This window comes from Pseudomonas sp. GZJR-8 (assembly GCF_002916705.1).
GTDB lineage: Bacteria > Pseudomonadota > Gammaproteobacteria > Pseudomonadales > Pseudomonadaceae > Aquipseudomonas > Aquipseudomonas synxantha_A.
On record NZ_JXSI01000001.1, the window covers coordinates 251,996 to 276,459 of the forward strand.

Consider the following 24,464-nt stretch of genomic DNA (forward strand, 5'->3'; position numbering starts at 1 on the left):
TTTATTTCGCCTGAAGGAAAGCCATGACTGACCTCACTCTCGCTGGCAGCAAAGGCGGCGCGTCCAAGCCCCGTCCCTCCGTGGAGGCGCCAGACAGCCTGCAAAGTACGGCCTATGCCCGTATCCTCGATCTCGTCAGCGAAGGCGAGATTGTCGGTTTGAAAAACGATAAGCGCTCGGTGTTTCTCGACGAGACCCCGCTGGCCAACGCCGATGGCAGCCTCAACTTCAGTGGCGTGACCCTCGACACCCGCAATGGCAGCCAGGACCAGTCACATATCCCCGGCTTCCCGGCAGTGGAAAACGAAAGCCCGGTGTCCATCGAGCTGCGCAGCGATCAGCCCTGGACCAAGTCCTACTCCAACCTGCAATTGTCGGCAGTGCGGATACGCCTGGCGGTTACGCGGCTGTCGCAGACCAACACCAGCAACGGCGACACCAACGGTTATACCGTGCAGTACGCCATTGACCTGTCTACCGACGGCGGTGCGTTTACAGAGGTGCTGGCCGCCGCGTTCAGCGGTAAAACCACCACCAAGTACGAACGTTCCCACCGCGTTGACTTGCCCCCTGCCAAAGTGGGTTGGGCCCTGCGCGTGCGGCGGATCACACCGAACTCCACCAGTGGCGCGATTGCCGATACCACCACCGTGGAGTCTTCCACCGAGGTGATTGATGCCAAGCTGCGCTACCCGGGCTCGGCGTTGATCGGTCTGCAATTCGATGCCGCGCAATTCCAGTCGATCCCCTCGCGCTCTTTCGAACTGCGTGGGCGAATCATCAAGGTGCCGAGTAACTACGACCCGCAAACCCGTGTTTACAGCGGCGTGTGGGACGGCACGTTCAAATCCGCCTGGACCGACAATCCGGCATGGATTTACTACGATCTGCTGTTGCACCAACGCTATGGCCTGGGCCACCTGCTCAACGCCGGCCAAGTGGACAAATGGGAGCTGTACCGCATCGGCCAGTACTGCGACCAGCCGGTGTCCGACGGCAAGGGCGGCACCGAACCGCGCTTCACCTGCAACCTGTACCTTTCGGTGCGCGCCGACGCCTTGAAGGTGCTGCAAGACCTGGCGACCACCTTCCGTGGCATGTCCTACTGGGGCGCGGGTTCGGTGATGGCGGTGGCGGATATGCCGGAGGACCCGGTCTACACCTACTCCAACGCCAACGTCATCGGCGGCCAATTCATCTACGGCGGCTCGGCGAAAAAGACCCGCTACACCGTCGCCCTGGTCAGCTGGAATGACCCGACGGATTTCTATCGCCAGAGGGTGCAGTACGTCGACGACGCCGAAGGCATCGCGCGCTACGGCATCCAGCAAACCGAAATCAGTGCCACCGGTTGTACCTCCCAGGCGCAAGCCCAGCGCATCGGCAAATGGGCGTTGCTGACCAACCGCCTGGAAACCGAAAGCGTGACCTTCTCGGTCGGCCTGGACGGCACCCTGGCGCGGCCCGGCCAGATCATCCGCGTGGCCGACAACGACCGCGCCGGCCGCCGCATTGGCGGGCGCCTGCGTGCTGCCACACTCGACAGCCTGACCCTGGATGCCGAAGTCACCGCCACTGCCGGCGACACCATCACCCTGGTAATGCCCAACGGCAAGGCGGTGTCCCGAGCGGTCAAGTCCGTCAGCGCAGCAGGTGCGGATGAGCAGTTGGTAGTGCTGCAAACCAGGCTCGACGAACCCCCGCCGGCCCAATCGATCTGGGCTATCGATTCGGCGACCCTGGCTTTGCAACAGTTTCGCGTGTTGTCGATTTCCGAAGACTTTTCGGATGACGAAATCAAATACAGCCTCAGCGCGGTCAAGCACGTACCGAGCAAATTTGCCGCCATCGACAACGGCGCCAAAATCGACAGTCCGCCGATCACCGTGATCCCGCCGAGCGTGCAAGCAGCACCTACCGGGGTAACGGTCAGCAATGACCATTTCGTCGAGCAAGGCAGCGCGGTCAATGTCATGACCATCGAATGGCAGCGGGCGGCCAATGCCATTGCCTATGAGGCTTACTGGCGCAAGAACGACGGTGAGTGGGTCTACGCTGGCCGCACGGGCGGCAGTTCTATCGAGGTGTCCGGCATTTATGCCGGGCGTTATGTGGCCAAGGTGCGGGCGATCAACGCGCTGGATATCGGCTCTCTGTATAGCGAGTCTGTAGAGACTGTACTTAACGGCAAGACCACATTGCCGCCGACCGTGGCAGCGCTGACGACGGAGTCGTTGGTGTTTGCGATCAAGGTCAAATGGCAGATTCCGCAGGGGGTGAGCACAGCGGATTTGCAGCGCACGGAGATCTGGTACGGGAAAACCGCTGATTTGGCGATGGCAACCAAGCTGGGGGATTACGCCTATCCGCAGACCGATTTGACCATGATGGGGCTGGCGGCGGGGACGTCGTTGTTTTTCTGGGCACGGTTGGTGGATCGCACGGGCAATATCGGGCCGTGGTTTCCAAGCGGGTCGGGCGTCAACGGGCAAGCGAGTTCGGATGCGTCGCCGATTCTGGATCTGATCGCAGGGCAAATCAGCGAGACGGAACTGGGCAAGCACTTGCTCGACCGTATCGAGTTGATTGATGGATCTGGCTCGGGTTCGGTCAACGACCGATTGGACAATACCCGTAAAGAACTGCAAGCACTGGTTGATCAAGTCACGGATGCGTTGCTGTACGACGCGGCCAGGGCATATGCCAGTGGCGAGTTTGTACGCCAGGAGAGTCATCTTTACCAGGCTATCCAGGCAGTACCGGCTAACAGCCCACCGCCTAACGCGGCTTATTGGCTGGACATTGGCTCCCTGGTGCAAACCAGCAATGCACTGGCGTTGCAGATCCAGCAGAACAAAACGGCGATTGAGACGGTGGACGGCAAGGTCACCAGTACTGCCCAGAAAACCGACGGGGTGTATGCCCAGGTCAACCCGAAGATGGCAGGTGACGAGCAAACCTCATTCGCGGGCGATGACGTTTCCATGGCTGGCACTTGGTCGGTGATGTCGGCGATTGCCGAGGGTGATATTGCCCAGGCAATGAAGACGGATGCGTTGGAGGTGAGGGTCAATCAGAACCGAGCCAGTATTACCACCGTAGACAGCGCTTCTGCTTCCCGGGATGAAGCCCTTGCCCAGCGGGTTACGCGGCTGGATGCAAGGGTCAGTCAGAACCAGGCCAGTATCACCAACGTAGACAGCGCTTCTGCCTCCCGAGATGAAGCCCTTGGCCAGCGGGTTACGCAGCTGGATGCAAAGGTCAATAACAACTCGGCATCGATCGATACGCGACTGACGACCTTGGCCACTGCGGATAAAACGCTGGCCCAAAGCATTGAAACGGTACAGACCAAAGTTAACCAACAGTCAGTGAGTATCCAGACCAATGCCTCGGCGATTGCGGATACCAATGGGAAGTTGGCGGCGAATTGGTCAGTGCGGATGCAAGTTGCTGCGGGTGGTGGTTATAAGTTCGCCGGTATTGGGTTGGGCATCGAGAATGGTCCAGGTGGGTTGCAAAGTCAGTTTCTGATTTCGGCGGATCAGTTTGCGATTTATAACGAAAATACCCCGGGTAAGCCGACAACGCCCTTCGCAGTCAGGGGGACTGAGACGTTTATCGATAGTGCATTCATTCAGAACGGCACGATCACTAACGCCAAAATTGGTCAGGTTATTCAGTCCAATGATTATCAGCCGGGTGTCCGTGGTTGGAAGCTTGACAAGGCGGGGGGGTTGGAACTTAACGGGGTAGGGGGCGGTGGCCGGATGACCATCAGCAATCAATTGGTTCAAGTGTTTGATGCTAACCAGGTATTGCGTGTTCGATTCGGGATCTGGGGTTAATCACCAACCCATCAACAGGAGAGAGGCTATGGCAGCAGGATTTCAAGCGTTCAATGCACAGGGCGGAGTGCTGGTCGATGTAAATACTCGGCTTGCCCGGGTCATTGGCAGAATAAGCAGCGGCACGGGAGCAGGTTCGTTGGTGGTCGATGCATTTGCCCAAGGTCGTCCTTGGTATATGGTCACACTTGAGGCCGGCATCAATGTTACTGATGGGCCCCAATGCCGTATTTCGCAGAACACCTTGATGTGGAGTGCCTCTGTCAATCCAGGGCTTATTACGTACGGTATTTCATGATGGCTATTGGCTTTCAAGTTTTAAACGATGACCGTAGTGTCCTCCTTGATCAAAACTTTAAAACCTACGGTTTTGTGAGTAAGACAACTCAGGTGAGTACTGCCACCAGCAGTAACCCGGCGTGGGGGCAGTACTTGGATGTCTGGATACCGGATGCCGAGGAAATTGTGGCTGTACGCGCCCAGAATGAAGCTCACTCAGTGTGCCTGGCGAATGTATCGCGCAGTGGCGGCGGTTACATCCAGCGTTACGTCACGGATGGTTCAACGATCGTCAACTTGGATGTATATCGTTTCCGGCCGGGCGTGTCTGCGGGAGGTGCCTTTGGCATGCAGATATTCAATGACCATGGCGAGTTGGTGTATGACGCGACGACGCCTCAGTTAATTGTAAGAGACGTATTGGTCGGAACGGATAATTTTGAGGCGGTGGTCGGCGATCATAATTATGAAGCAGGCAAGAAATATGCAGTTGTGTTTGGAGGCCGATGTGGGCGAAGTTGGCGCACCACGCAATTTACAGGTGGCGGTGGGAACTTTAGGATTAATGAGTATGCGAGCACCAACTTCTTCACTCACGGCCCAGGTAAAATAAATTTCAAGGTCAAATATTATTATTATTTTGGTTATACCAAGCAGCATCAGGTGAAAGAGTTTAATTATCGAGCTGAAGCCTACAGCTACCTCGTAGTAGACGTAAGCGGGATATGACTACGAGAGATAACAAGATAAGGATATTGCTGAGCTTGAAATGGATTTTCAATTTGGAGGTGAAGGATGTCACGACAAGAAATTGATCTCGGTACGCGCCCCAGCGGCGTAGGGGGTGATACTCCGCGTAGCGCTAACTTTAAAATCAACGCAATGACTCAAGAGCTATATAGCCGGATGGATGCACTTGGCTCGGCGGCTTCCGGCATATTGACGACAAGCGCCGATGACCATACTCCAGGCCGAGTCGTTCGCGTGGGCGACTTCGGCGTGGGTGCCTACAATCCCCTCCCGGAAGCAGACCTTGATGGTGTGCGCAAAGCGGGCACCTATTATTCAATATCCGGCTTGCATACCCCCACAGGCCAAAACGGTTGGTTGACCGTCAATGAGGCCGGCGCCGGCTATACCATGCAAGAGTACTTCGTCGTCAACGACGCTTCGAGGTGGGTTCGTGTGGAGGTTGTGGGTGTTTGGCAACCCTGGCAAAAAGTCCTCACCGACGGCCCGGGCCTGGCTTCCACCCAGCAACGGCTGGGTCTCAAGTCGCGTGCCTTCCAGGCCGATGGTGAGCGCCTGCTGGGGCAGAACACTACGGAGGCGGGGAGGGCCAGTGGTTCGCTGGTTTCCTCGCTGACCATCCACACCACCATCCCCTATACCGAGAGCGAGTCGCCGTTGATTCGTTGTGTGGGCTGCATAAACGGTTACACGTCGCCGTTTACGCTCGACCTGTCCTGGTACTACTACCAGGGCGCGTTCAGTTCCGGCGTTGCGCTGTTGAATGCAGCATCCCCGGCCATCGGCAGCGTGCAAAGCGGATCCGCTTTGAAAGTCAGCGTGTACCGCCGTCCAGAGACCGGCCTGATGTCGATTTACATCGGTTTTCCCGGCGTGGTCTACCTGCCCCGGTTTGCGATGTACTCAATTCAGACTGGCACCCTTGAAGTGCCTGCCGCCTTTGCATCGAACTGGATCACAGAAGCGGACATCGCACCGCCTACCAGCGGCATGAACATGGGCGCGCTGAATGTCATCACCACTCTGAACACGGCCAACTGCGCAAAACAGGCTGATGGCTCGATAAAGGCGATTTGAAAATGAGAGCAGTCATTGAACTAAGCGGGGCCGAGGGCGCCTGCACGGTTGTGCCGTTCAGCAATCAAAAAGTCACCTCCAAGCGAAAGGCTCAAGGTGTCTATGAAGTGCGCGGTACGTTGGGTCTTATCCCGCTGGCGCCTGAAGGAAGTGGGTGGGGCTACAGCATGGGAGTGGGTGAGAAAGAGGTTTCGGCAGTTGTCACGTACTCCCGAAAAATCATGACCGTTAAATTGCAAAAAGATGGGCAACCCTACGAGTTGGTGGGGGCCGTCTCTTTGCATTGTGAAATCGCTGATTCGGCTCCGGTGGTCGTGCCAGTTTTTTGAATAGTTGACTGGCGTTTCCGGTGCCCGCCTTTGTGCGGGCTTTTTATTGAAATGACTATGGAGAGTCCACATGGCACGACAGGAAATCAATATTGGTGCGGCACCCACTGGCGTCGGCGGTGACACACCGCGCAGCGCCAGTATCAAGATCAACGCAATGACCCAGGAGCTGTTCGCCCGCCAGGCTCAGTTGGGCACTGCAGCCACTCAAAACGTGGTGAGCGGCAGCGACGACTTCACCCCAGGGCGGGTGTCAATGATGGGTCATGCGGGCTGGGGTGCCGAGCCCATTTCGAAACAGCCCACCGACGATGCCAACGAACTGCCGCGTGTCAGTGGGTTGTTTCAGTTTGGTAATGGGGGCGCCAACCTCCCCAATCCTTATGTGCAGATCCTGCAGATTGCCAACTCGGGTGGCTATATCTGGCAAACCGCGAAAGCCATGCTGGATGAGTCGGTTTTCACCCGTGGTCGACGGGCTGATGGCCAGTGGACGCCGTGGCGCGCCGAAATCAATACCTCGGTTTTCGCTCTGGGGACTGCGCCAGGCGCGACGCCGGGAGAATTGATGGGACTATCGGCGGCGCAAACCGCTTCGCCCAACAAAGCCAATACCGGCCTGTACAGCTACTACCTGCACCCCGACGGTGTGCCGGGCTTTGGTGCGATCAGTGTGCTGTCCCAGGCGTGGGGCCATGACCCGCAATGGCGTGCGCAGTTGTCGATGGCGGTATCGGGGGACGGTATTCACTTCCGCCAGTTCAGTGTCAACCCAGGCGCGGCTGCGCCCAACTGGCGCAGCATTCTTCATAACGGCAACGCGATTTCCGGGGTACTCAACGCTGGCCCTTCGGGTGCCCTGCCGATTAATTCGGGGCTCATCGAGCGCGGTGGTTCGCTTGATAATTGGTACTTCCGCTTTGCCGGCGGTTTGCAAATCTGTCAGCAGCGCTTCACCGGCTACACCGCTGGTGTCACGCGCAACGTTGCATGGCTGGCGGCTTTCGCGGATACGCCTGTGGCGGTGTTCCCTAACATTTACCCGTCGATTGACTGGGACATGTCGGCCAGGTGCTACGGCAATAGTGGTTCCTACTTTTTTATGTCTGACCGGACGCTGAACAATATCGTGACAGTGACGGCAATCGGGAGATGGCACGCATGATTATTCACCATGTTCCTTTTCGGCCTCTTGGCACCGCGACTCCCACGACAGCCTTTGTCGAAGGTGAAATATTGATCCTGAATGACCAGAGGATTGACCTCTCGCTGATCCCTGACGGGATGACCCTGCCGATGTCCGCCATCGGGCATGAATTGTTCGCAGGGCCCGTCAGCCGTCGTAATGGCGAGATCGAATTGACCTTGAAGCTGGCCGTCAACGCGGATGCGCCAGCTTACATGTGGCAGAACGGCAGGCTCCAGGTATCGGCCGGGCCGGTTCCCTTTCCGGTCGAGCCGATTGATCTGCCCACTCACTTAGCCAAACCCGCGGAGGACTTGAGCGATGTTTGATTTGTCGAAACTTGAAAAAAACCAGACGCCCCAAGACCTCCAGGCACAGGCGGACTCGCGTGAGGCCCTCGCTTATCTGGCGTCTACCGACTGGTACAGTTTGCGGTTTCTTGAAGAGAACACGCCCGTACCCGCAGAGATTCTGGCGGCCAGGGCGGTGGCCCGTGGCAAGGTCATCCCATGACGCTCGCGCAACTTCAGCAAGTCTTCCCACGCGCCCGCTCTCTAGCGGGCGTTTTCATATCCTCACTCAACTTGGCAATGCTGAATCGGCAAATCAACACTCCCCAACGCGCCGCAGCCTTCCTCGCTCAAATCGGTCACGAGTCCGGTGAGCTGCACTACGTGCGCGAGCTGGGCAGTGATCAATACCTGAGCAAATACGACACCGGCGTCTTGGCGGCGCGCCTGGGCAACACCCCCGAAGCGGACGCAGATGGACAAAAGTATCGTGGCAGAGGGCTGATCCAGATAACCGGCCGTCGTAATTACCTTGCGTGCAGCCAGGCCCTGTTCGGCGATGATCGCCTGCTGCTCCAGCCGCAACTGCTGGAACAACCGCAATGGGCCTGCGAATCCGCCGCCTGGTTCTGGCAAAGCAACGGCCTCAACGAGCTCGCCGACAAAGACCAGTTCACCACCATCACCCGGCGCATCAACGGTGGGCTCAACGGTCTGGACGACCGTTTGCAGTTGTGGGCGCGGGCGAAGGCGGTGCTATGCGTTTCCTAGGTGCGTTTCGCTTGGTGGGTGTGTGCCTGCTCATGGCGCTTGTTTGGCAGGTGCAGGCGTGGCGATACAGGGCGCAGTTGGAGCTGCAATCGGTGGTCCACGCGCAAGCGCTCAGCCAACAAAGCCAGGCAATCCTTCGCCAGCAACAGGCCGAACAGACCAAGCGCCTGGCCCTTGAACAACAGCTCTCGACTAGCGACCACCAACACATTCAGGAATTGAACGATGCCCAGCGTAACCAAGCGGCTCTGCGCGATCGCCTGGCCACTGCTGATGTGCGGCTGTCAGTCCTTCTCGACAGCGCCGCCACTGGCTGTACAGTGCCTGCCTCCACCACCGCCGGCAGCCTGGTTCATGCAGCCCCGCGAGCCCGACTTGACCCGGCGCATGCTCAGCGAATTATCCGCATCACCGACGACGGCGACAGCGCCCTGATCGCCTTGCGCGCTTGCCAGGCCTATGTGCAGGCCGTCGCGCGTTAGCCTCTTGATGCACTCTGTATCTTGCATGGCCGATAGGCTCCTGTAGGGTAGGCGAACCCCCGCCCACTCCTGGAGACGACCGTGAAGGAAATCACTCAACTGGCCGCTGAACTGGGTCGCCGTTTGCAGGTGCTCAGTGCCCACGTCACCACTGCCGAGTCCTGTACCGGCGGCGGCATTGCCGAAGCCATCACGCGGATCCCGGGCAGTTCGGCCTGGTTCGAGGCGGGCTATGTCACCTATTCCAATCGCCAGAAGACCCGGCAGTTGAACGTGCCGGAAAAACTCTTCTCCAAAGTAGGCGCCGTCAGCCAGGAAGTGGTGGAGGCGATGGCCCGCGGCGCGCAGGAAAAAAGCCTGGCGCGCTTTGCCGTGGCGGTCAGCGGTGTGGCCGGCCCCGATGGTGGCTCGCCAGACAAGCCGGTGGGCACCGTTTGGCTGGCCTTTGCAGTGGGCGACGAGGTGACAGCCGAGCTTGCGCACTTCCCCGGCAACCGCGACGAGGTGCGCCGACAAACGGTAAAAGCCGCACTGGAGGGCTTGTTGCGACGAGCTGCAGCAGAAATCGAGAAACAGGGGTAGGCGATCACCGATCTTTGTGGAACAATACTGTCTACTTATACAGGTGTTGGCCGTCAGGCCTTATTGATTACGTGAGGACTTTAATGGACGACAACAAGAAGAAAGCCTTGGCTGCGGCCCTGGGTCAGATCGAACGTCAATTCGGCAAGGGTGCCGTAATGCGTATGGGCGATCACGACCGTCAGGCGATCCCGGCTATTTCCACTGGCTCTCTGGGTCTGGACATCGCGCTCGGCATTGGCGGCCTGCCAAAAGGCCGTATCGTTGAAATCTACGGTCCTGAATCTTCCGGTAAGACCACCCTGACCCTGTCGGTGATTGCCCAGGCACAAAAGATGGGCGCCACCTGCGCGTTCGTCGACGCCGAGCACGCCCTGGATCCTGAGTACGCCGGCAAGCTGGGCGTCAACGTCGATGACCTGCTGGTTTCCCAGCCGGACACCGGCGAGCAAGCCCTGGAAATCACCGACATGCTGGTGCGCTCCAACGCCATCGACGTGATCGTGGTCGACTCCGTGGCTGCCCTGGTACCCAAGGCTGAAATCGAAGGCGAAATGGGTGACATGCACGTGGGCCTGCAAGCCCGCCTGATGTCCCAGGCGCTGCGTAAAATCACCGGTAACATCAAAAACGCCAACTGCCTGGTGATCTTCATCAACCAGATCCGCATGAAGATCGGCGTGATGTTCGGCAGCCCGGAAACCACCACCGGTGGTAACGCGCTGAAGTTCTACGCTTCGGTCCGTCTGGATATCCGCCGTACTGGCGCGGTGAAGGAAGGTGACGAGGTTGTCGGTAGCGAAACTCGCGTCAAGGTTGTGAAGAACAAAGTGGCCCCGCCATTCCGTCAGGCTGAGTTCCAGATTCTCTACGGCAAGGGTATCTACCTGAACGGCGAGATGATCGACCTGGGTGTACTGCACGGTTTCGTCGAAAAGTCCGGTGCCTGGTATGCCTACAACGGCAGCAAGATCGGTCAGGGCAAGGCCAACTCGGCCAAGTTCCTGGCGGACAACCCGGATATCGCTGCCACGCTTGAGAAGCAGATTCGCGACAAGCTGCTGACCCCGGCGCCGGACGTGAAAGCTGCCGCTAACCGCGAGCCGGTTGACGAGATGGAAGAAGCCGATACTGACATCTGAAGCAAACGATGACTGTTGTACTGGATACACTCGTCGCCGTTCGGCGCACTGCAATGGACCTGCTCGCTCGCCGCGAGCATGGCCGAGTCGAGCTGACGCGTAAATTGCGTCAGCGCGGCGCAGAGCCTGAGATGATCGAAACAGCCCTCGACCGTTTGACAGAAGAAGGGCTGTTGTCGGAAGCCCGTTACCTTGAAAGTTTTGTGTCCTACCGAGCGCGCTCCGGTTACGGCCCTGCGCGGATTCGTGAAGAGCTGAGCCAGCGTGGTCTGCAACGTGCCGATATCGACCTTGCCCTGCGTGAGTGCGGTATCAACTGGCAGTCGCAGTTGGAAGACACTTGGCGCCGCAAGTTTGCGGGGCACCTTCCGATTGACGTCAGGGAGCGTGCGAAGCAAGGGCGCTTTCTGAGCTATCGCGGGTTTTCGATGGACATGATCAGCCGCTTGTTGAGCGGCCGCGATATGGACGACTGAACGCCCCAAAACGAAAAGGCCCACTATGAAAATAGTGGGCCTTTTTTTTCGCCTGCAAAAAACTACGCCGGCAGTGACGTCACACGTTGCTGCGTCTTGCCTTGGGCCTGTGCCCAGTTTTCCGGCAGGTTGATGTAATCCACCAATTCACGCAGTCGCCCCTGGTCGCGGCCATTGAAGTTGAACATCAGGCGGGTCAAGTGACTGAACCTTGGTTCGTCATGGTCTTCGCCTGTATAGGCGAGCTGTTGAAACTCGCCACTGAGCCGCAGGCTGGCAAATTCTTGCTGCAAATGGGCCAGAGCACGCTCACTGAGAGGATGGTTCATGCGCACCACAAACTCGCGTTTCAACCAACGAGTGGAGTGGAAGTTGGCATAGAACTGGTTGATTTCATCCACTGCTTCTTCGGCGCTGTAGACCAGGCGTATCAGCTTGAGGTCGGTGGGCAGAATGTAGCGGTTGGCTTCCAACTGGCTGCGGATAAAGTCCAGGGCGCCTTGCCAGAACCCACCGCCCGGCGCATCCAGCAACACGACTGGCACCAGCGGGCTCTTGCCAGTCTGGATCAGGGTCAGTACTTCCAGAGCCTCGTCCAGGGTGCCGAAACCGCCTGGGCACAACACCAGCGCGTCAGCTTCCTTGACGAAGAACAGCTTGCGGGTAAAGAAGAAGTGGAATGACAGCAGGTTTTCGGTGCCATCGATGGTGGGGTTGGCGTGCTGTTCAAAGGGTAACGTGATATTGAACCCCAGGCTGTGCGCCAGGCCTGCGCCTTCGTGGGCTGCCGCCATGATGCCGCCGCCACCGCCGGTGATCACCATCAGGTCGGAGCGCGCCAATGCTGCACCCACTTCTCGGGCCAGTGCATACAGTGGGCTTTCCACAGGTGTACGTGCCGAGCCGAACACCGTCACCTTGCGCCGGTCCTTGAATTGTTCGAGTACGCGAAATGCATGGTCCAATTCACGAATGGCGCGCAGGGTGATCTTGGCATTCCAGCGATCCCGGTCGTCCTGGGCCATGCGCAGAACGGTAAGGATCATGTCGCGATAAAGGGGGATATTCGGGCTGTTGGGGGCGATCAACTGGATTTGCGCGTCGACCTGCTGCGTGAGGTCGGTCCCGTTTTCTTCAAAATGACGAAGCAACTGATCATTGGATTCATAAGGCATTCAACTTCTCCTTCTTTACAGGGCCTGGATAGTCGACGAGAGCGTCGTCGGGGCCACGACACTGCATGTGTCGTTGCACGCCACAGGAGGGCAGGCCGCTTATGCCCTGAAAGTGTTACAGAACAGCATTGAAGTAGCTGTGGGCGGGCGTATGGGATGGCTTGATCATGGGCCGAAAAACCCTTGGCTGGCAACCGCTTATTGGTTACTCATCGCGTAGTTTAGTCGTTGGCAGGAGCTGGAGCGGGGGAGTGCGCGCCGCTGGACAGCAGCGCGCGACGGTCAAATCGTGCTTACTTTTTCTTCTTCGCCGCAGCCGGTGCCGGGCAATCCGCTTCAACGAACTTGACCGATGCCACAGGGCGGTTGCTTTTGTTCTCGGTGATTTCATAGCGCATCACTGCGCCCTTGGCCATCAGCTCGCGGTAGCCTGGGTTGGTGCAGACGCTGCGGCCGAGCTGGAAATACACAGCCTTGGGGTTGGCACGCATCTGTTCGGCACGATCAGGCTGAACGCTGAGGTGATCAATCAGCTGCATACCTTCAACGGTGTAGGCCACTTCCAGGGTCTTTTCATCAATTTCCCGGGGCAGGTCCTTGTTGCTTTCGGCCGCGACGCTTTGCAGTTTCCTGTTCATTTGAGCCTCCAGCAGCGAGGCCGCGTGGGCGCCCATAGGCAAGACCAACGCTATGGCGAGGGATGGGGCAACAAGGCGCAGCATGGAACGCAGCATGAAACTCTCCTGATTCGGTTACTGGTGCATAGACCAGCCACTGCGCTGTGCGTTCAGTGGCGCGCAATTATAGGTGAGCCCTTGCCACTACAGCCAGGCGTATCGCTGGTAAACTGCGGGACTTCTGCTTTTCACGAGTTTCTTCCGTGCCGATTCCCTTTTCTTCGCCGCGTGCCCGATGAGCCACGCCGTTTCCCGTTTGCGTGCTCAGCGTCTGGCGCGTGCCGTCAGGCCGTTTCTTAATCGTGGTTCCCGAGCCGAGCGTTGCCCCGGCTGTCGGGTAATTCCCGAGTACTGCTTATGTGCCTGGCGGCCCCAGGTACAAGCCAAGTCGGCCATGTGCCTGTTGATGCATGACGTTGAGCCGATGAAACCCAGCAACACGGGTTGGCTGATCGCTGATGTCATACACGACACCACTGCATTCGCATGGTCGCGCACCGAAGTCGACCCCGATTTGCTCAGATTGTTGGCCGATCCGCAGTGGCAGCCATATATTGTCTTCCCCGGTGAATTCGTGGCACCAGAACGGGTGGTCAGTGAAGTGCGCATGGAGGAGGGCAAGCGCCCGCTGTTTATCTTGCTGGACGGCACCTGGAGCGAAGCGCGCAAGATGTTTCGCAAAAGCCCCTACTTGGAGCACTTGCCGGTACTGAGCCTGGCGCCAGAGCAGTTGTCACGCTACAAACTGCGGCGTTCCAAGCGTGATGACCATTTCTGCACCGCCGAGGTGGCGGCACTTTGTCTGGAGTTGGCCGAAGACGTGGCCGCCAGCGAAGTGTTGGATGCCTATCTCGATGTATTCAGCACCCATTACCTGGCTGCCAAGTTCCAAATGCCGCTGGACCCGATGGACGCTGTGCATACTCGCCTTGCACCCTACATCCCGGCGGTATAACCAGACGACGTTTGCATGATGGCACCGTAAACCTGCAACCCGCTAAAATGCCCGCGGGCGTAGTGCTTGACCCTCCAGGCTACGCTGGTCATGCTGGGCGCCGATTGGGGCGCAACCGTGAATGCCTGACGTCGTTTCAAGTGCTTTTGACGTTGAGCAGGCCCTGTGGCGATAGCTGCCAGGCCGTCGCCTTGTGTATTGGTGAGCCCTGAACCATCAGGGCTGCCATAAAAAACAGGATCATTTAACCAATGGCCACATACGAAATCCTGATAGCCGATGACCATCCGCTGTTTCGCAGCGCTCTGCATCAGGCAGTCACCCTGGGGCTTGGCCCTGATGTTCGCCTGGTCGAAGTGGCCAGCATCGCCGAACTGGAAGCTCGCCTCACCGAAAAATCCGACTGGGACCTGGTGCTGCTTGACCTGAACATGCCCGGTGCCTACGGCTTTTCCGGGCTGGTGCTGCTGCGCGGGCAATACCCGCAGATCCCCGTGGTGATGGTCTCGGCCCAGGAGGAAGCCGACGTGGTGGTGCGCTCCAAGGAGTTTGGCGCCAGTGGCTTCATTCCCAAGTCCAGCGCGATGGAAGATATCCAGAAAGCCGTGCGCGCGGTATTGGACGGCGATGTGTCCTGGCCGCCCCAGGCGTTTGAACAAATCAACGTGTCCGACGAAGCCAAGGCCGCCCGTGATGGCCTGGCCAGTCTCACACCCCAGCAGTTTCGGGTGCTGACCATGGTCTGCGAGGGTTTGCTGAACAAGCAGATTGCCTACGAATTGAGCGTGTCGGAAGCGACCATCAAGGCCCATGTAACGGCGATTTTCCGTAAGCTGGGAGTGCGTACCCGGACCCAGGCGGCGTTGCTCTTGCAACAACTTGAGTCAATCTCGCAACATTAAGTTACAGCCGCTTCACGCTTTTTTGACTTTGCGTGATCTAGCTTCCCCACTTCTTTGGTTCAGTTGCCTACATCTATGTCGCCTTTCAAGGGTCAAACCGGTATCAAACGTATCTTCAATGCAGGGGGCTATTCCCTGGATGGTCTGCGCGCAGCTTTCACCGGCGAGGCGGCGTTCCGTCAGTTGGTGTTGTTGAACGTCATCCTGATCCCTTTGAGCTTTTTCCTGCAGGTCAGCCGGGTCGAGCGAGCACTGCTGATTGCGGTGTGCCTGCTGGCGTTGATTGTCGAATTACTCAACTCTGCGGTAGAAGCGGCCATTGACCGTATTTCCCTGGACCGCCATCCGCTGTCGAAGAACGCCAAGGACATGGGCAGCGCCGCGCAATTTGTGGCACTGACCATGATCACCCTGGTGTGGGCGGTGATCCTGATCTAACGATCAGGCAATACTCGGCAGTACGATCTCGTCGCTGCGCTGCACCCCGGCGGTGAAAGCGCGGCACAGTTCGAGAAACTCGCGCATCGCCGAGGTCTGGTATTTCTGCTTATGCCAGATGAAGTAGAACTGCCGGGCCAGGTCCAGATCCGGGGTTTCCACCGGTACCAGGCTGCCGCGGCGGAACGCGTCGCGCAGCGCCAGCCGCGAAATGCAGCCGATCCCCAACCCCGACTCCACTGCCCGCTTGATCGCCTCGGTGTGTTCCAGTTCCAGACGGATATTCAGCGCGCTGCGATGATGGCGCATGGCCTGGTCAAACGTCAGGCGCGTGCCCGAGCCTTGTTCGCGCAAGATCCACGCCTCGTGGGTCAACTCATCCATGCTGGCCACGCCACGTTTGGCCAGATGATGCTGGGGCGCACAAAACACCACGAGCTCGTCTTCTACCCAGGTTTGCACCTCGATGTCCGGATGGCTGCAGTCACCTTCGATTAGACCCAGGTCAATTTCGTAGTGCGCTACCTGATGCACGATATGTGCAGTGTTCTGCACATGGAGTTTCACCTGGCTTTCGGGATGCTGCTGCATAAAGCTGCCAATCAGCAGCGTCGCCAAGTAATTGCCGATAGTCAGGGTCGCGCCGACCGCCAAGGAGCCGAAGCCGGACTTGCCGTTGAGCAGGTCCTCGATCTCTTTGGCCTGGTCCAGCAGTGCAACCGCCTGGGGCAATAGCTGGTGACCGAGGGCGTTGAGACTCAGGCGTTTGCCGGCGCGGTCGAACAATTGGCAGCTGGATTGACGCTCCAGCTCGGTAATCGACGTGCTGGCGGCGGATTGAGATAAGGCCAGAAGGCCAGCAGCGCGCGAGACGCTTTCCTGCTGGGCGACGGCGACGAAAACTTGCAGTTGACGGAGAGTAAATCGCATATCGATATAACCGATAACCCTTATCTTAATAATCCAGTTAACAGATATTGTCGCCGCCATTAGAATGCTGTGCAATTGCGCATCCTTACCTTTGGCGCAGACCCATTTCCAGGAGTCCCCCGTACATGAGCAACATGAACCACGAGCGTGTCCTCAGTGTTCATCACTGGAACGACACTCTGTTCAGCTTCAAGTGCACCCGCGATCCGGGCCTGCGCTTCGAGAACGGTCAGTTCGTGATGATCGGCCTGCAACAGCCCAACGGCCGCCCGCTCATGCGCGCTTACTCGATTGCCAGCCCGAACTGGGAAGAGCATCTGGAATTCTTCAGCATCAAGGTGCCGGATGGCCCGCTGACTTCCCAATTGCAGCACTTGAAGGAAGGCGACGAGATCATCATCAGCAAAAAACCGACGGGCACCCTGGTGCTTGACGATTTGAAGCCGGGCAAACACCTGTACCTGCTCAGCACCGGCACTGGCCTCGCGCCGTTCATGAGCGTGATCCAGGACCCGGAGACCTACGAGCGTTTCGAAAAAGTCATCCTGTGCCACGGCGTGCGCTACGTCAACGAAGTCGCCTACCGCGAATTCATCACCGAGCACCTGCCGCAGAACGAATTCTTCGGCGAGGCCCTGCGTGACAAGTTGATCTACTACCCGACCGTGACCCGCGAGCCGTTCGAAAACGAAGGCCGCCTGACCGACCTGATGCGCAGTGGCAAGCTGTTCAGCGACATCGGCCTGCCACCGATCAACCCCGAAGACGACCGCGCCATGCTGTGCGGCAGCCCAAGCATGTTGGATGAGACCAGCGAAGTGCTGAACAGCTTCGGCCTGAAGGTTTCGCCACGGATGCGTGAGCCGGGCGATTACCTGATCGAGCGTGCGTTCGTCGAGAAGTAATACAGCGTCAGTAAGCAGATCAAAATGTGGGAGGGGGCTTGCCCCCGATGGCGGAGTGTCAGTCACTGCATCTTGTGACTGACCCACTGCTATCGGGAGCAAGCCCCCTCCCACATTCGGTCTCCGGTTTATCCGGCGGGAACCACTTCCAGCACACAAATCATCCCGGGTTCCGGGTAGTGCCAGCGCACATCCACATCCCAGAATTGCGCACCGTATTCCCGTTCCGACGTAGGAACCTGATACGCCGGCCGCGGATCCTGCGCCAAACACTGCTCAATCAGTTCCACCAACGGCTCGCCGAGGCGTTGAGCGTGGCCTTGCGCCTGTTGCAGCGCCGTCTTCAGCCACTGCACCGCAATCAGTTGCGGCGCGCTGCTGGCAATGGTGTTGGTAGCGCTGTCGACAATGTCGGCATAGGGCACATATGGCTTGATATCCAGCACCGGCGTGCCATCGAGCAAGTCGATCCCGGAAATCCACAGTCGCCCCGGTTCCACCTTGTCCAGCTTGACCACCGATTGGCCAATGCCATTAGGTCGGTGGGTGGCACGGGTGGCAAACACGCCCATGGACGTATTGCCGCCCAGGCGTGGCGGGCGCACTTTCAGGCGTGGCTTGTCTTCTAGGGCCTGATGAAACAGGAACAGCAACCACACATGGCTGACCTGTTCCAGCCCCTGCACCGCCTCGCCCTGGTCGAACGGCGCCACCAACTCCAGCACGCCACGGGCAGCCGGTGCCAGTTGCGGTTGGCGCGGGATGGCGAACTTCTCCTTGAAGCAGGAGCGTACGAAACCGACGGGCGAGACCTGGTAACTCATGGCTTAGGCACGGACCCGCAAGGTCAGGCCCTTGAGGAAGTTACGCAGCAACTGATCACCACAGGTGCGGTAGTTGGTATGGCCGAACTTGCGGAACAGCGCGCTCAGCTCTGGCTTGGACACCGGGAACTCCGCTGCCTTGAGGATGGCATGCATGTCGTCTTCCTTCAGTTCGAAGGCCACGCGCAGCTTTTTCAGGATGATGTTGTTGGTCACCGGCGTTTCGATCGGCTGCGGTGGACGGCTTTCGTCCTTGCCGCGCTTGAAGATGACCAAGCCATCGAGGAAGTGAGCCATGACTTCATCCGGGCAGAACACGAAGCCTTCTTCCTCATCTTTCTTGAGGTAGGTCAGCAGGTCTTCCTTGGTCACGTCCATGCCGCCGAGCTTGATGATCTCGACCATCTTGTTGTCGCTGATGTCGAGCATGTAGCGCACGCTGCGCAGTACGTCGTTGTGAATCATGGTGAGCAATCCTGCTATTGAACTGATGACGCCGCCCAATCAGGCGGTGTCGGGAAAAGGGGAACGGCTTAGAACTTCTCTTTGCCGGACAGGTAGCGCCATTGGCCCACTGGCACCTTGCCAATGGACACGCCGCCGATGCGGATACGGCGGATGGCGATGACTTTCAGGCCAACAGCTTCGCAGAACAGCGCGATAACGCCGGGTTGCGGGTTTTTCATCGCAAAGCGCAGGCGGTTTTCGTTCTGCCAGCTGGCTTTCACAGCGGGCAGTTCCTTACCTTTGTAGGTCAGGCCGTGGTTCAGGCGGTTGAGGCCGTGGGCAACCATGTCGCCTTCGACTTCTACTACGTATTCCTGCTCGATCTTGGCGGCGTCGGCGGTCAACTTGCGCAGAATCTTCCAGTCCTGGGTGAACACCAGCAAGCCGCTGGCCTTGGCTTGCAAGTCGGCGCTGGCGGTCAGGCGCAGGAAATGTCCCTTGAGCGGGCGCTTGCTGAAGCGGTGTTCTTCAGACAAGGTCTCGGCGCTGATCGTGGCCATGGCGGTTTCAGCGTCCATGCCTGCCGGCGCGTGCAACAGAATGGTCACCGGCTCTGGCGGGGTGGCTTTGGCCTCTGGGTCCAGCTCGACTTTTTCGGTTGTGACCTTGAACTGCGGCTCGTCGATCACTTCGCCGTCCACCGAGACCCAGCCGCCTTCGATAAACAGCTCAGCCTCCCGACGGGAGCAACCGACCAGTTCGATAAGGCGTTTGGAGAGGCGTATGGGGTCAGTCATGACAAGGGCCGTAACAAAAGGGGGCGGCTATTGTACCTGCCTGGCGCCGGTTAATCCCGAGCCCATTTCATTTAGCCCTGGCGCGCCTGTTGTTGCAGCTGGCGCAAACGCATATGCAGCAACGGGTAAGGCTGCCCAAGGCCATCATGCTCCGTGCGTCCGATCACCTCGAAGCCCTGCTTGAGGTAAAAGCCCAGCGCCTGGGGGTTCTGCTCGTTGACGTCCAGTTCCTCGGCGTTCAGGTGTTCGATGGCATAGCCCAGCAATTGCCGGCCCAGGCCCTGGCCACGGTGTTGCGGGTCGATAAACAGCATTTCCACCTTGCCGGCCACCACCCCGGCGAACCCGGTGATGCGCTGGCGCGAGTCCTTGGTGCAGATCAGCATCACCGCATCCAGGTAGCGGGTCAGCACCAGGTTTTTCAACCGGTCGATATAGCTGTCCGGCAGGAAGTCGTGGGTGGCGCGTACTGAGGCTTCCCAGATCTGCGCCAGGCGCGGGTAGTCGCTGGATTTAGGCGTATAGATGACCGAATGCTGTCGCATGACCGCTGCCTCTTGGCGTTATTTGCGCTGATGAGCAAAACGATAGACCTAAAAAAGCCCCGCATCTTGTCAGAGGCGGGGCTTTTTCAAAATATTACGCAAACACGCTTCAGTCGCGCTTTTCAGCCCACAAGTCGTACTCGTCGGCGTCGGTCACGGTGCACCAGACCTTGTCGCCCGGCTTCAAGCCGCTGGCATCGTCAATAAACACGTTGCCGTCGATTTCCGGCGCATCGAAGAAGCAGCGGCCAACGGCGCCTTGCTCGTCGACTTCGTCGATCAGCACTTCGATTTCCTTGCCGATGCGCAGTTGCAGACGCGCCGAGCTGATCGCCTGCTGGTGCGCCATGAAGCGCTCCCAACGATCTTGCTTGACGTCGTCCGGCACCACGGCCAGGTCCAGCAGGTTGGCCGGAGCGCCTTCCACCGGCGAGTACTGGAAGCAGCCGACGCGGTCCAGCTGCGCTTCGGTCAGCCAGTCGAGCAGGTACTGGAAGTCTTCTTCGGTCTCGCCGGGGAAGCCGACGATGAAGGTGGAGCGGATGATCAGCTCCGGGCAGATCTCGCGCCAGTTCTTGATACGCGCCAGGGTCTTGTCTTCGAACGCCGGGCGTTTCATTGCCTTGAGCACTTTGGGGCTGGCGTGTTGGAACGGGATGTCCAGGTACGGCAGGATCTTGCCGGCGGCCATCAACGGGATCAGCTCGTCCACGTGCGGGTACGGGTAAACGTAGTGCAGGCGCACCCATACGCCCAGGCTGCTGAGGGCTTCGCAGAGTTCGGTCATGCGGGTTTTCACCGGCGCGCCGTTCCAGAAGCCAGTGCGGTATTTCACGTCGACGCCGTAGGCGCTGGTGTCCTGGGAGATCACCAGCAGCTCCTTGACGCCGGATTTGACCAGGCGCTGGGCCTCGTCAAGCACATCACCCACCGGGCGGCTTACCAGTTTGCCGCGCATCGACGGGATGATGCAGAAGCTGCAGCTGTGGTTACAGCCCTCGGATATCTTCAGGTACGCGTAGTGGCGTGGGGTCAGTTTGATACCTTGGGGCGGCACCAGGTCGATCAGCGGGTTGTGGTCCTGGCGTGGCGGCACCACTTCGTGCACGGCGTTGACCACCTGCTCGTACTGCTGCGGGCCGGTCACCGCCAGCACACTCGGGTGCACGTTACGGATATTGCCTTCTTCCACGCCCATGCAGCCGGTCACGATGACCTTGCCGTTTTCCTTGATGGCTTCGCCGATCACTTCCAGCGACTCCGCCTTGGCCGAGTCGATGAAGCCGCAGGTGTTGACCACCACCACATCGGCGTCCTGGTAAGTGGACACGACGTCATAGCCTTCCATACGCAGTTGCGTGAGGATGCGCTCGGAGTCGACCAGAGCCTTCGGGCAACCCAGGGAAACAAAGCCAACCTTGGGGTTGGCTTTTGCGATGGTGGTGGACATGTCTAACCTCGGTATTGAATGACGCTGCCGGTCGTGCACGACAAGGCAACGGATGGGCGCTTGGTGCGCCTCTGATCAAAAAGTGCGCAATTCTATCGGCGGGCAGCGCACTTGACCAGCTTTATGCAGGGAAATGCGACGAGTGCTGCGCTGGATAATTCGCAGAGTGCTTACAACGCTTTCAAGCGCGTACGTCTTGTTCTGTACGGTGCGAGACGACTTTAGACATGCCCACACCTAATGCCTGAAGTACTTTCAGGAGGGTGGAGAGCTTTGGATCGCCGCCCACAGCGATGGACCTGTAGAGATTAGCCCTATTGAGCCCTGTGTTTTGCGACAAGCTAAGCATTCCGCCACGGGCTTCCGCGACTCGGCGGACAGCAACAAGGAAGGCGTCCTCACCACCCGCTTCATCGATTTCCTCAAGAGCTACAGAGAGATACTCGAGAGCAAACGCCTCGTCGTCTTGGAGCATTTCAAGAACGCTATCTTCATGAGAGCGAGTCCGACTGGTCATTTTTGCTGCCCCTTATAAGACGTCCAGAGAGCCTTGGCCTGATTGATGTCGTTTTGCTGTCTGGCCTTTGAGCCTCCGCCTAGCAGAAACACAATTTTTCGATCCTGGATTGCGTAATAGACGCGAAATCCAGGCCCGAAGTCGAGCTTCATCTCAAAGACTCCATCACCTACTGGCTCGGTAACGCCAAAGTGACCCAACGAAGCGCGGTCCACTCTGGCAGTGATTCTTGCTTTTGAACGTGTGTCTTGCACGGTGTCTAGCCAAGCTTGGTAGATATCCACGCCATTGACTGACAGCACATGTTTCACTTCGTACATGAGCAATGTACCTTAAAAGAGACAGGGCGATGATTGAGTTTTTATATGGACTGAAGGTGACATGCCGGATCGTAATTTATTGATCGGCCAAGCTGATCAAGTAGTTTCTGAGGCAACCCTGCTGAGCCGGGCCAACATATACGGTTGGCCGCGATGTCATCAATGCAGGCAAAAAGGCGCCAAAATGCCGCCTCAGTCATTGCTGACTACATAAAGCGACGTCTCAGCTACTGGAACAGCGAAATGCGACGAGTGCTGCGCTATGCTTCGCGCCGTTGCGCACGGGTAATGCCCTTGGGTCAATAAAACGTCTGTTTCGAGAAGTAAAACAGCGCATGCTAGGGTCAGCTTAGTCGTGCTGTTTATAATAGACCTTGGGTCAAAGGGCAGGAGTGGTTGATGGGTCAGGCAAGTAGTCAGGCAGCAGGTGCCGAGCATTCAAACGCCAAGCCGATTGGCATGCTGGTGGCAGCGGTCGGGGTGGTTTATGGCGATATCGGGACCAGCCCGCTCTACACCCTTAAAGAGGTGTTCAACGGTGGTTATGGGGTGCAGGTCAACCATGACGGCGTCTTGGGGATTCTGGCGCTGATCTTCTGGTCGCTGATCTGGGTGGTGTCGATCAAGTACATGTTGTTCGTGCTACGTGCCGACAACCAGGGCGAGGGCGGCATCATGGCTCTCACCGCGTTGGCGCGGAGGGCTGCTGGGGAGCGCGCTAAATTGCGCAGTTTCCTGGTGGTGTGCGGCCTGTGTGGCGCGGCGCTCTTTTATGGCGACAGCATGATCACCCCGGCGATTTCGGTATTGTCGGCCATTGAAGGCCTGGAGCTGGCGTTCGACGGCCTGGAAAAATGGGTGGTGCCCATTGCGTTGATCGTGCTGGTGGCGCTGTTTCTGATCCAGAAACACGGCACCGATCGTATCGGCAAGCTGTTCGGTCCGGTGATGGTCACCTGGTTCCTGGTGCTGGGCGGTCTCGGGGTGTACGGCATTCTGCAGCAGCCTGAAGTATTGAATGCGCTGAACCCTGCATGGGGCGTGCGCTTCTTTATGGTTCACCCCGGCATCGGCGTGGCGATTCTTGGCGCGGTGGTGCTGGCCTTGACCGGCGCCGAAGCGTTGTACGCCGACATGGGCCACTTCGGGCGCAAGCCCATCGCCCGTGCCTGGTTCATCCTGGTGCTGCCGGCGCTGGTGCTCAACTATTTCGGCCAGGGCGCGATGCTGCTGGGCGATCCGGAGGCTGCGCGCAACCCGTTTTACCTGCTGGCACCGAGCTGGGCGCTGATCCCGCTGGTGGGTTTGTCCACCCTGGCGACCGTAATCGCGTCCCAGGCAGTCATTTCCGGTGCGTTCTCGTTGACCCGCCAGGCGATCCAGTTGGGTTACATCCCGCGTATGCACATCCAGCACACTTCGAGTGCCGAGCAAGGCCAGATCTACATCGGCGCCGTGAACTGGTCGTTGATGGTGGGCGTGATCCTGCTGGTGCTGGGCTTCGAATCTTCCGGTGCCCTGGCGTCGGCCTACGGCGTAGCGGTGACCGGCACCATGCTGATGACCACCATCCTGGTGTCGGCGGTCATGCTGTTGCTGTGGAAGTGGCCGCCGGTGCTGGCGGTGCCGGTGTTGCTCTGCTGCTTGCTGGTGGACGGTCTGTTTTTCGCCGCCAACGTGCCCAAGGTGATCCAGGGCGGCGCGTTCCCGGTACTGGCGGGGATTGTGTTGTTCGTGTTGATGACCACCTGGAAGCGCGGCAAGCAATTGCTGGTCGAGCGCCTCGACGAGGGTGGGCTGCCATTGCCGATTTTTATCAGCAGCATCCGCGTGCAGCCGCCTCATCGCGTGCAGGGCACGGCGGTGTTCCTGACCGCGCGCCCGGATGCGGTGCCCCACGCGCTGTTGCATAACCTGCTGCACAACCAGGTGCTGCATGAGCAGGTGGTGCTGCTGACGGTGGTCTACGAAGACATTCCACGGGTGCCTGCCGCACGGCGTTTCGAGGTGGACTCCTACGGCGAAGGCTTCTTTCGCGTGATCCTGCATTTCGGGTTCACCGATGAGCCGGACGTGCCCGAAGCGCTGAAACTGTGCCATCTGGATGATCTGGATTTCAGCCCGATGCGCACCACCTATTTCCTCAGCCGCGAGACCGTGATCGCCTCGCGCATCAAGGGCATGGCGCGCTGGCGCGAAACCTTGTTCGCCTTCATGTTGAAGAACGCCAACGGTAACCTGCGCTTCTTCAAGCTGCCGGTAAACCGTGTGATCGAGCTGGGCACCCAGGTCGAAATGTAAGGCGCTGCATAACGGGAGCCGGCAATCGGCTCCCGCTTTCCTTTCTGAACCCTGTGCAATCGGTGGTTG

At 58.6% G+C, this 24,464-nt stretch carries 28 protein-coding genes; 18 read left to right on the forward strand and 10 right to left on the reverse strand.

The genetic code is table 11. The features are described 5' to 3' along the window. The first annotated feature begins 23 nt into the window (after positions 1 to 23). The 13 genes from TK42_RS01060 (at position 24) to recX (ending at position 11,212) form a co-directional block, all read left to right on the forward strand. Positions 24 to 3,848 (forward strand): phage tail protein, encoded by a 3,825-nt coding sequence (locus TK42_RS01060; RefSeq protein ID WP_103733421.1) that lies wholly within the window; start codon positions 24 to 26, stop codon positions 3,846 to 3,848. 28 nt (positions 3,849 to 3,876) lie between these two features. After that, positions 3,877 to 4,146, forward strand: coding sequence for a hypothetical protein (locus TK42_RS26745; RefSeq protein WP_146097855.1), 270 nt, complete (start codon positions 3,877 to 3,879; stop codon positions 4,144 to 4,146). Continuing rightward, positions 4,146 to 4,856 (forward strand): hypothetical protein, encoded by a 711-nt coding sequence (locus TK42_RS01065; protein WP_146097856.1) that lies wholly within the window; start codon positions 4,146 to 4,148, stop codon positions 4,854 to 4,856. Before TK42_RS26745 ends, TK42_RS01065 begins: the two co-directional genes overlap by 1 nt. Positions 4,857 to 4,922: 66 nt before the next feature. Further along, positions 4,923 to 5,954, forward strand: a complete 1,032-nt coding sequence (locus tag TK42_RS01070; RefSeq protein ID WP_146097857.1) for a pyocin knob domain-containing protein — start codon at positions 4,923 to 4,925, stop codon at positions 5,952 to 5,954. Positions 5,955 to 5,956: 2 nt separating this feature from the next. Continuing rightward, positions 5,957 to 6,283: a hypothetical protein gene (locus TK42_RS01075; protein WP_103733423.1), complete on the forward strand. Its 327-nt coding sequence runs from the start codon at positions 5,957 to 5,959 to the stop codon at positions 6,281 to 6,283. Between the two features lie 70 nt (positions 6,284 to 6,353). Beyond that, positions 6,354 to 7,448, forward strand: a complete 1,095-nt coding sequence (locus TK42_RS01080) for a hypothetical protein (protein ID WP_005785442.1) — start codon at positions 6,354 to 6,356, stop codon at positions 7,446 to 7,448. Beyond that, positions 7,445 to 7,798: a hypothetical protein gene (locus tag TK42_RS01085; protein WP_103733424.1), complete on the forward strand. Its 354-nt coding sequence runs from the start codon at positions 7,445 to 7,447 to the stop codon at positions 7,796 to 7,798. The genes TK42_RS01080 and TK42_RS01085 overlap by 4 nt, the downstream gene beginning before the upstream one ends. Next, the gene (locus TK42_RS01090; RefSeq protein WP_103733425.1) at positions 7,791 to 7,982 is read left to right on the forward strand and encodes a hypothetical protein; all 192 of its coding nucleotides are present in this window, start codon (positions 7,791 to 7,793) and stop codon (positions 7,980 to 7,982) included. The genes TK42_RS01085 and TK42_RS01090 overlap by 8 nt, the downstream gene beginning before the upstream one ends. Next, entirely contained in the window at positions 7,979 to 8,530 is a 552-nt protein-coding gene (locus TK42_RS01095) for a glycoside hydrolase family 19 protein (RefSeq protein WP_103733426.1), read from the forward strand. Before TK42_RS01090 ends, TK42_RS01095 begins: the two co-directional genes overlap by 4 nt. Beyond that, a complete protein-coding gene (locus TK42_RS01100) occupies positions 8,518 to 9,012 on the forward strand; it encodes a lysis system i-spanin subunit Rz (protein WP_103733427.1) in 495 nt (164 codons plus the stop codon). Before TK42_RS01095 ends, TK42_RS01100 begins: the two co-directional genes overlap by 13 nt. Before the next feature lie 81 nt (positions 9,013 to 9,093). Beyond that, positions 9,094 to 9,594, forward strand: coding sequence for a CinA family protein (locus TK42_RS01105; protein ID WP_005785452.1), 501 nt, complete (start codon positions 9,094 to 9,096; stop codon positions 9,592 to 9,594). A gap of 83 nt (positions 9,595 to 9,677) precedes the next feature. After that, on the forward strand, positions 9,678 to 10,736 hold the full coding sequence (gene recA / locus TK42_RS01110; protein ID WP_005785454.1) for a recombinase RecA: 1,059 nt from the start codon (positions 9,678 to 9,680) through the stop codon (positions 10,734 to 10,736). 8 nt (positions 10,737 to 10,744) lie between these two features. After that, the gene (gene recX, locus TK42_RS01115) at positions 10,745 to 11,212 is read left to right on the forward strand and encodes a recombination regulator RecX (RefSeq protein ID WP_103733428.1); all 468 of its coding nucleotides are present in this window, start codon (positions 10,745 to 10,747) and stop codon (positions 11,210 to 11,212) included. Positions 11,213 to 11,274: 62 nt separating this feature from the next. Here the strand turns inward: recX and TK42_RS01120 are convergent, their stop codons facing one another. Together TK42_RS01120 and TK42_RS01125 are read right to left on the reverse strand one after the other, a co-directional pair. Further along, positions 11,275 to 12,387: a TIGR00730 family Rossman fold protein gene (locus tag TK42_RS01120; protein WP_032877501.1), complete on the reverse strand. Its 1,113-nt coding sequence runs from the start codon at positions 12,385 to 12,387 to the stop codon at positions 11,275 to 11,277. A 293-nt stretch (positions 12,388 to 12,680) separates the two neighbouring features. Further along, positions 12,681 to 13,121, reverse strand: a complete 441-nt coding sequence (locus tag TK42_RS01125; RefSeq protein WP_103733429.1) for a PA3611 family quorum-sensing-regulated virulence factor — start codon at positions 13,119 to 13,121, stop codon at positions 12,681 to 12,683. Between the two features lie 178 nt (positions 13,122 to 13,299). Between TK42_RS01125 and TK42_RS01130 the strand changes: the two genes are divergently transcribed. From TK42_RS01130 to TK42_RS01140, 3 genes are all read left to right on the forward strand, one after another. Beyond that, positions 13,300 to 14,019, forward strand: a complete 720-nt coding sequence (locus TK42_RS01130; protein WP_032877499.1) for a tRNA-uridine aminocarboxypropyltransferase — start codon at positions 13,300 to 13,302, stop codon at positions 14,017 to 14,019. Positions 14,020 to 14,270: 251 nt separating this feature from the next. Then, a complete protein-coding gene (erdR, locus tag TK42_RS01135; protein WP_032877498.1) occupies positions 14,271 to 14,921 on the forward strand; it encodes a response regulator transcription factor ErdR in 651 nt (216 codons plus the stop codon). Between the two features lie 75 nt (positions 14,922 to 14,996). After that, positions 14,997 to 15,359, forward strand: a complete 363-nt coding sequence (locus tag TK42_RS01140) for a diacylglycerol kinase (protein WP_003189051.1) — start codon at positions 14,997 to 14,999, stop codon at positions 15,357 to 15,359. A gap of 3 nt (positions 15,360 to 15,362) precedes the next feature. On the opposite strand, the gene TK42_RS01145 is transcribed toward TK42_RS01140, so the two are convergent. Beyond that, complete coding sequence (locus TK42_RS01145) at positions 15,363 to 16,289, reverse strand: LysR family transcriptional regulator (RefSeq protein ID WP_010212678.1); 927 nt, start codon at positions 16,287 to 16,289, stop codon at positions 15,363 to 15,365. A gap of 125 nt (positions 16,290 to 16,414) precedes the next feature. On the opposite strand from TK42_RS01145, the gene fpr reads away from it, so the two are divergent. Next, entirely contained in the window at positions 16,415 to 17,194 is a 780-nt protein-coding gene (gene fpr / locus TK42_RS01150; RefSeq protein WP_003189055.1) for a ferredoxin-NADP reductase, read from the forward strand. A gap of 128 nt (positions 17,195 to 17,322) precedes the next feature. Here the strand turns inward: fpr and tsaA are convergent, their stop codons facing one another. The 7 genes from tsaA to TK42_RS01185 form a co-directional block, all read right to left on the reverse strand. Then, positions 17,323 to 18,018 carry a tRNA (N6-threonylcarbamoyladenosine(37)-N6)-methyltransferase TrmO gene (tsaA, locus tag TK42_RS01155; RefSeq protein ID WP_103733430.1) on the reverse strand — a complete coding sequence of 232 codons (696 nt, stop codon included), beginning with the start codon at positions 18,016 to 18,018 and terminating at the stop codon, positions 17,323 to 17,325. A gap of 3 nt (positions 18,019 to 18,021) precedes the next feature. Then, positions 18,022 to 18,483, reverse strand: coding sequence for a DUF1456 family protein (locus TK42_RS01160; protein ID WP_005785469.1), 462 nt, complete (start codon positions 18,481 to 18,483; stop codon positions 18,022 to 18,024). 68 nt (positions 18,484 to 18,551) lie between these two features. After that, positions 18,552 to 19,262 (reverse strand): rRNA pseudouridine synthase, encoded by a 711-nt coding sequence (locus tag TK42_RS01165; protein WP_005785471.1) that lies wholly within the window; start codon positions 19,260 to 19,262, stop codon positions 18,552 to 18,554. 71 nt (positions 19,263 to 19,333) lie between these two features. Beyond that, entirely contained in the window at positions 19,334 to 19,807 is a 474-nt protein-coding gene (locus TK42_RS01170) for a GNAT family N-acetyltransferase (protein ID WP_078820442.1), read from the reverse strand. A gap of 109 nt (positions 19,808 to 19,916) precedes the next feature. Further along, positions 19,917 to 21,257, reverse strand: a complete 1,341-nt coding sequence (rimO, locus tag TK42_RS01175) for a 30S ribosomal protein S12 methylthiotransferase RimO (protein ID WP_003231334.1) — start codon at positions 21,255 to 21,257, stop codon at positions 19,917 to 19,919. Between the two features lie 181 nt (positions 21,258 to 21,438). Beyond that, complete coding sequence (locus tag TK42_RS01180; protein WP_032877495.1) at positions 21,439 to 21,774, reverse strand: addiction module antidote protein; 336 nt, start codon at positions 21,772 to 21,774, stop codon at positions 21,439 to 21,441. Beyond that, a complete protein-coding gene (locus TK42_RS01185) occupies positions 21,771 to 22,094 on the reverse strand; it encodes a type II toxin-antitoxin system RelE/ParE family toxin (RefSeq protein ID WP_032877494.1) in 324 nt (107 codons plus the stop codon). Before TK42_RS01185 ends, TK42_RS01180 begins: the two co-directional genes overlap by 4 nt. 399 nt (positions 22,095 to 22,493) lie before the next feature. Here TK42_RS01185 and TK42_RS01190 point away from each other — a divergent pair, with 399 nt between their 5' ends. Further along, a complete protein-coding gene (locus TK42_RS01190) occupies positions 22,494 to 24,395 on the forward strand; it encodes a potassium transporter Kup (protein WP_005785476.1) in 1,902 nt (633 codons plus the stop codon). Positions 24,396 to 24,464 lie beyond the last annotated feature (69 nt).

Coding starts and splice junctions, on each gene's coding strand:
- TK42_RS01060 (WP_103733421.1), top strand. CDS start 24: ATGACTGACCTCACTCTCGCTGGCAGCAAAGGCGGCGCGTCCAAGCCC.
- TK42_RS26745 (WP_146097855.1), top strand. CDS start 3,877: ATGGCAGCAGGATTTCAAGCGTTCAATGCACAGGGCGGAGTGCTGGTC.
- TK42_RS01065 (WP_146097856.1), top strand. CDS start 4,146: ATGGCTATTGGCTTTCAAGTTTTAAACGATGACCGTAGTGTCCTCCTT.
- TK42_RS01070 (WP_146097857.1), top strand. CDS start 4,923: ATGTCACGACAAGAAATTGATCTCGGTACGCGCCCCAGCGGCGTAGGG.
- TK42_RS01075 (WP_103733423.1), top strand. CDS start 5,957: ATGAGAGCAGTCATTGAACTAAGCGGGGCCGAGGGCGCCTGCACGGTT.
- TK42_RS01080 (WP_005785442.1), top strand. CDS start 6,354: ATGGCACGACAGGAAATCAATATTGGTGCGGCACCCACTGGCGTCGGC.
- TK42_RS01085 (WP_103733424.1), top strand. CDS start 7,445: ATGATTATTCACCATGTTCCTTTTCGGCCTCTTGGCACCGCGACTCCC.
- TK42_RS01090 (WP_103733425.1), top strand. CDS start 7,791: ATGTTTGATTTGTCGAAACTTGAAAAAAACCAGACGCCCCAAGACCTC.
- TK42_RS01095 (WP_103733426.1), top strand. CDS start 7,979: ATGACGCTCGCGCAACTTCAGCAAGTCTTCCCACGCGCCCGCTCTCTA.
- TK42_RS01100 (WP_103733427.1), top strand. CDS start 8,518: ATGCGTTTCCTAGGTGCGTTTCGCTTGGTGGGTGTGTGCCTGCTCATG.
- recA (WP_005785454.1), top strand. CDS start 9,678: ATGGACGACAACAAGAAGAAAGCCTTGGCTGCGGCCCTGGGTCAGATC.
- recX (WP_103733428.1), top strand. CDS start 10,745: ATGACTGTTGTACTGGATACACTCGTCGCCGTTCGGCGCACTGCAATG.
- TK42_RS01120 (WP_032877501.1), bottom strand. CDS start 12,387: ATGCCTTATGAATCCAATGATCAGTTGCTTCGTCATTTTGAAGAAAAC.
- TK42_RS01125 (WP_103733429.1), bottom strand. CDS start 13,121: ATGCTGCGTTCCATGCTGCGCCTTGTTGCCCCATCCCTCGCCATAGCG.
- TK42_RS01130 (WP_032877499.1), top strand. CDS start 13,300: ATGAGCCACGCCGTTTCCCGTTTGCGTGCTCAGCGTCTGGCGCGTGCC.
- erdR (WP_032877498.1), top strand. CDS start 14,271: ATGGCCACATACGAAATCCTGATAGCCGATGACCATCCGCTGTTTCGC.
- TK42_RS01140 (WP_003189051.1), top strand. CDS start 14,997: ATGTCGCCTTTCAAGGGTCAAACCGGTATCAAACGTATCTTCAATGCA.
- TK42_RS01145 (WP_010212678.1), bottom strand. CDS start 16,289: ATGCGATTTACTCTCCGTCAACTGCAAGTTTTCGTCGCCGTCGCCCAG.
- fpr (WP_003189055.1), top strand. CDS start 16,415: ATGAGCAACATGAACCACGAGCGTGTCCTCAGTGTTCATCACTGGAAC.
- tsaA (WP_103733430.1), bottom strand. CDS start 18,018: ATGAGTTACCAGGTCTCGCCCGTCGGTTTCGTACGCTCCTGCTTCAAG.
- TK42_RS01160 (WP_005785469.1), bottom strand. CDS start 18,483: ATGATTCACAACGACGTACTGCGCAGCGTGCGCTACATGCTCGACATC.
- TK42_RS01165 (WP_005785471.1), bottom strand. CDS start 19,262: ATGACTGACCCCATACGCCTCTCCAAACGCCTTATCGAACTGGTCGGT.
- TK42_RS01170 (WP_078820442.1), bottom strand. CDS start 19,807: ATGCGACAGCATTCGGTCATCTATACGCCTAAATCCAGCGACTACCCG.
- rimO (WP_003231334.1), bottom strand. CDS start 21,257: ATGTCCACCACCATCGCAAAAGCCAACCCCAAGGTTGGCTTTGTTTCC.
- TK42_RS01180 (WP_032877495.1), bottom strand. CDS start 21,774: ATGACCAGTCGGACTCGCTCTCATGAAGATAGCGTTCTTGAAATGCTC.
- TK42_RS01185 (WP_032877494.1), bottom strand. CDS start 22,094: ATGTACGAAGTGAAACATGTGCTGTCAGTCAATGGCGTGGATATCTAC.
- TK42_RS01190 (WP_005785476.1), top strand. CDS start 22,494: ATGGGTCAGGCAAGTAGTCAGGCAGCAGGTGCCGAGCATTCAAACGCC.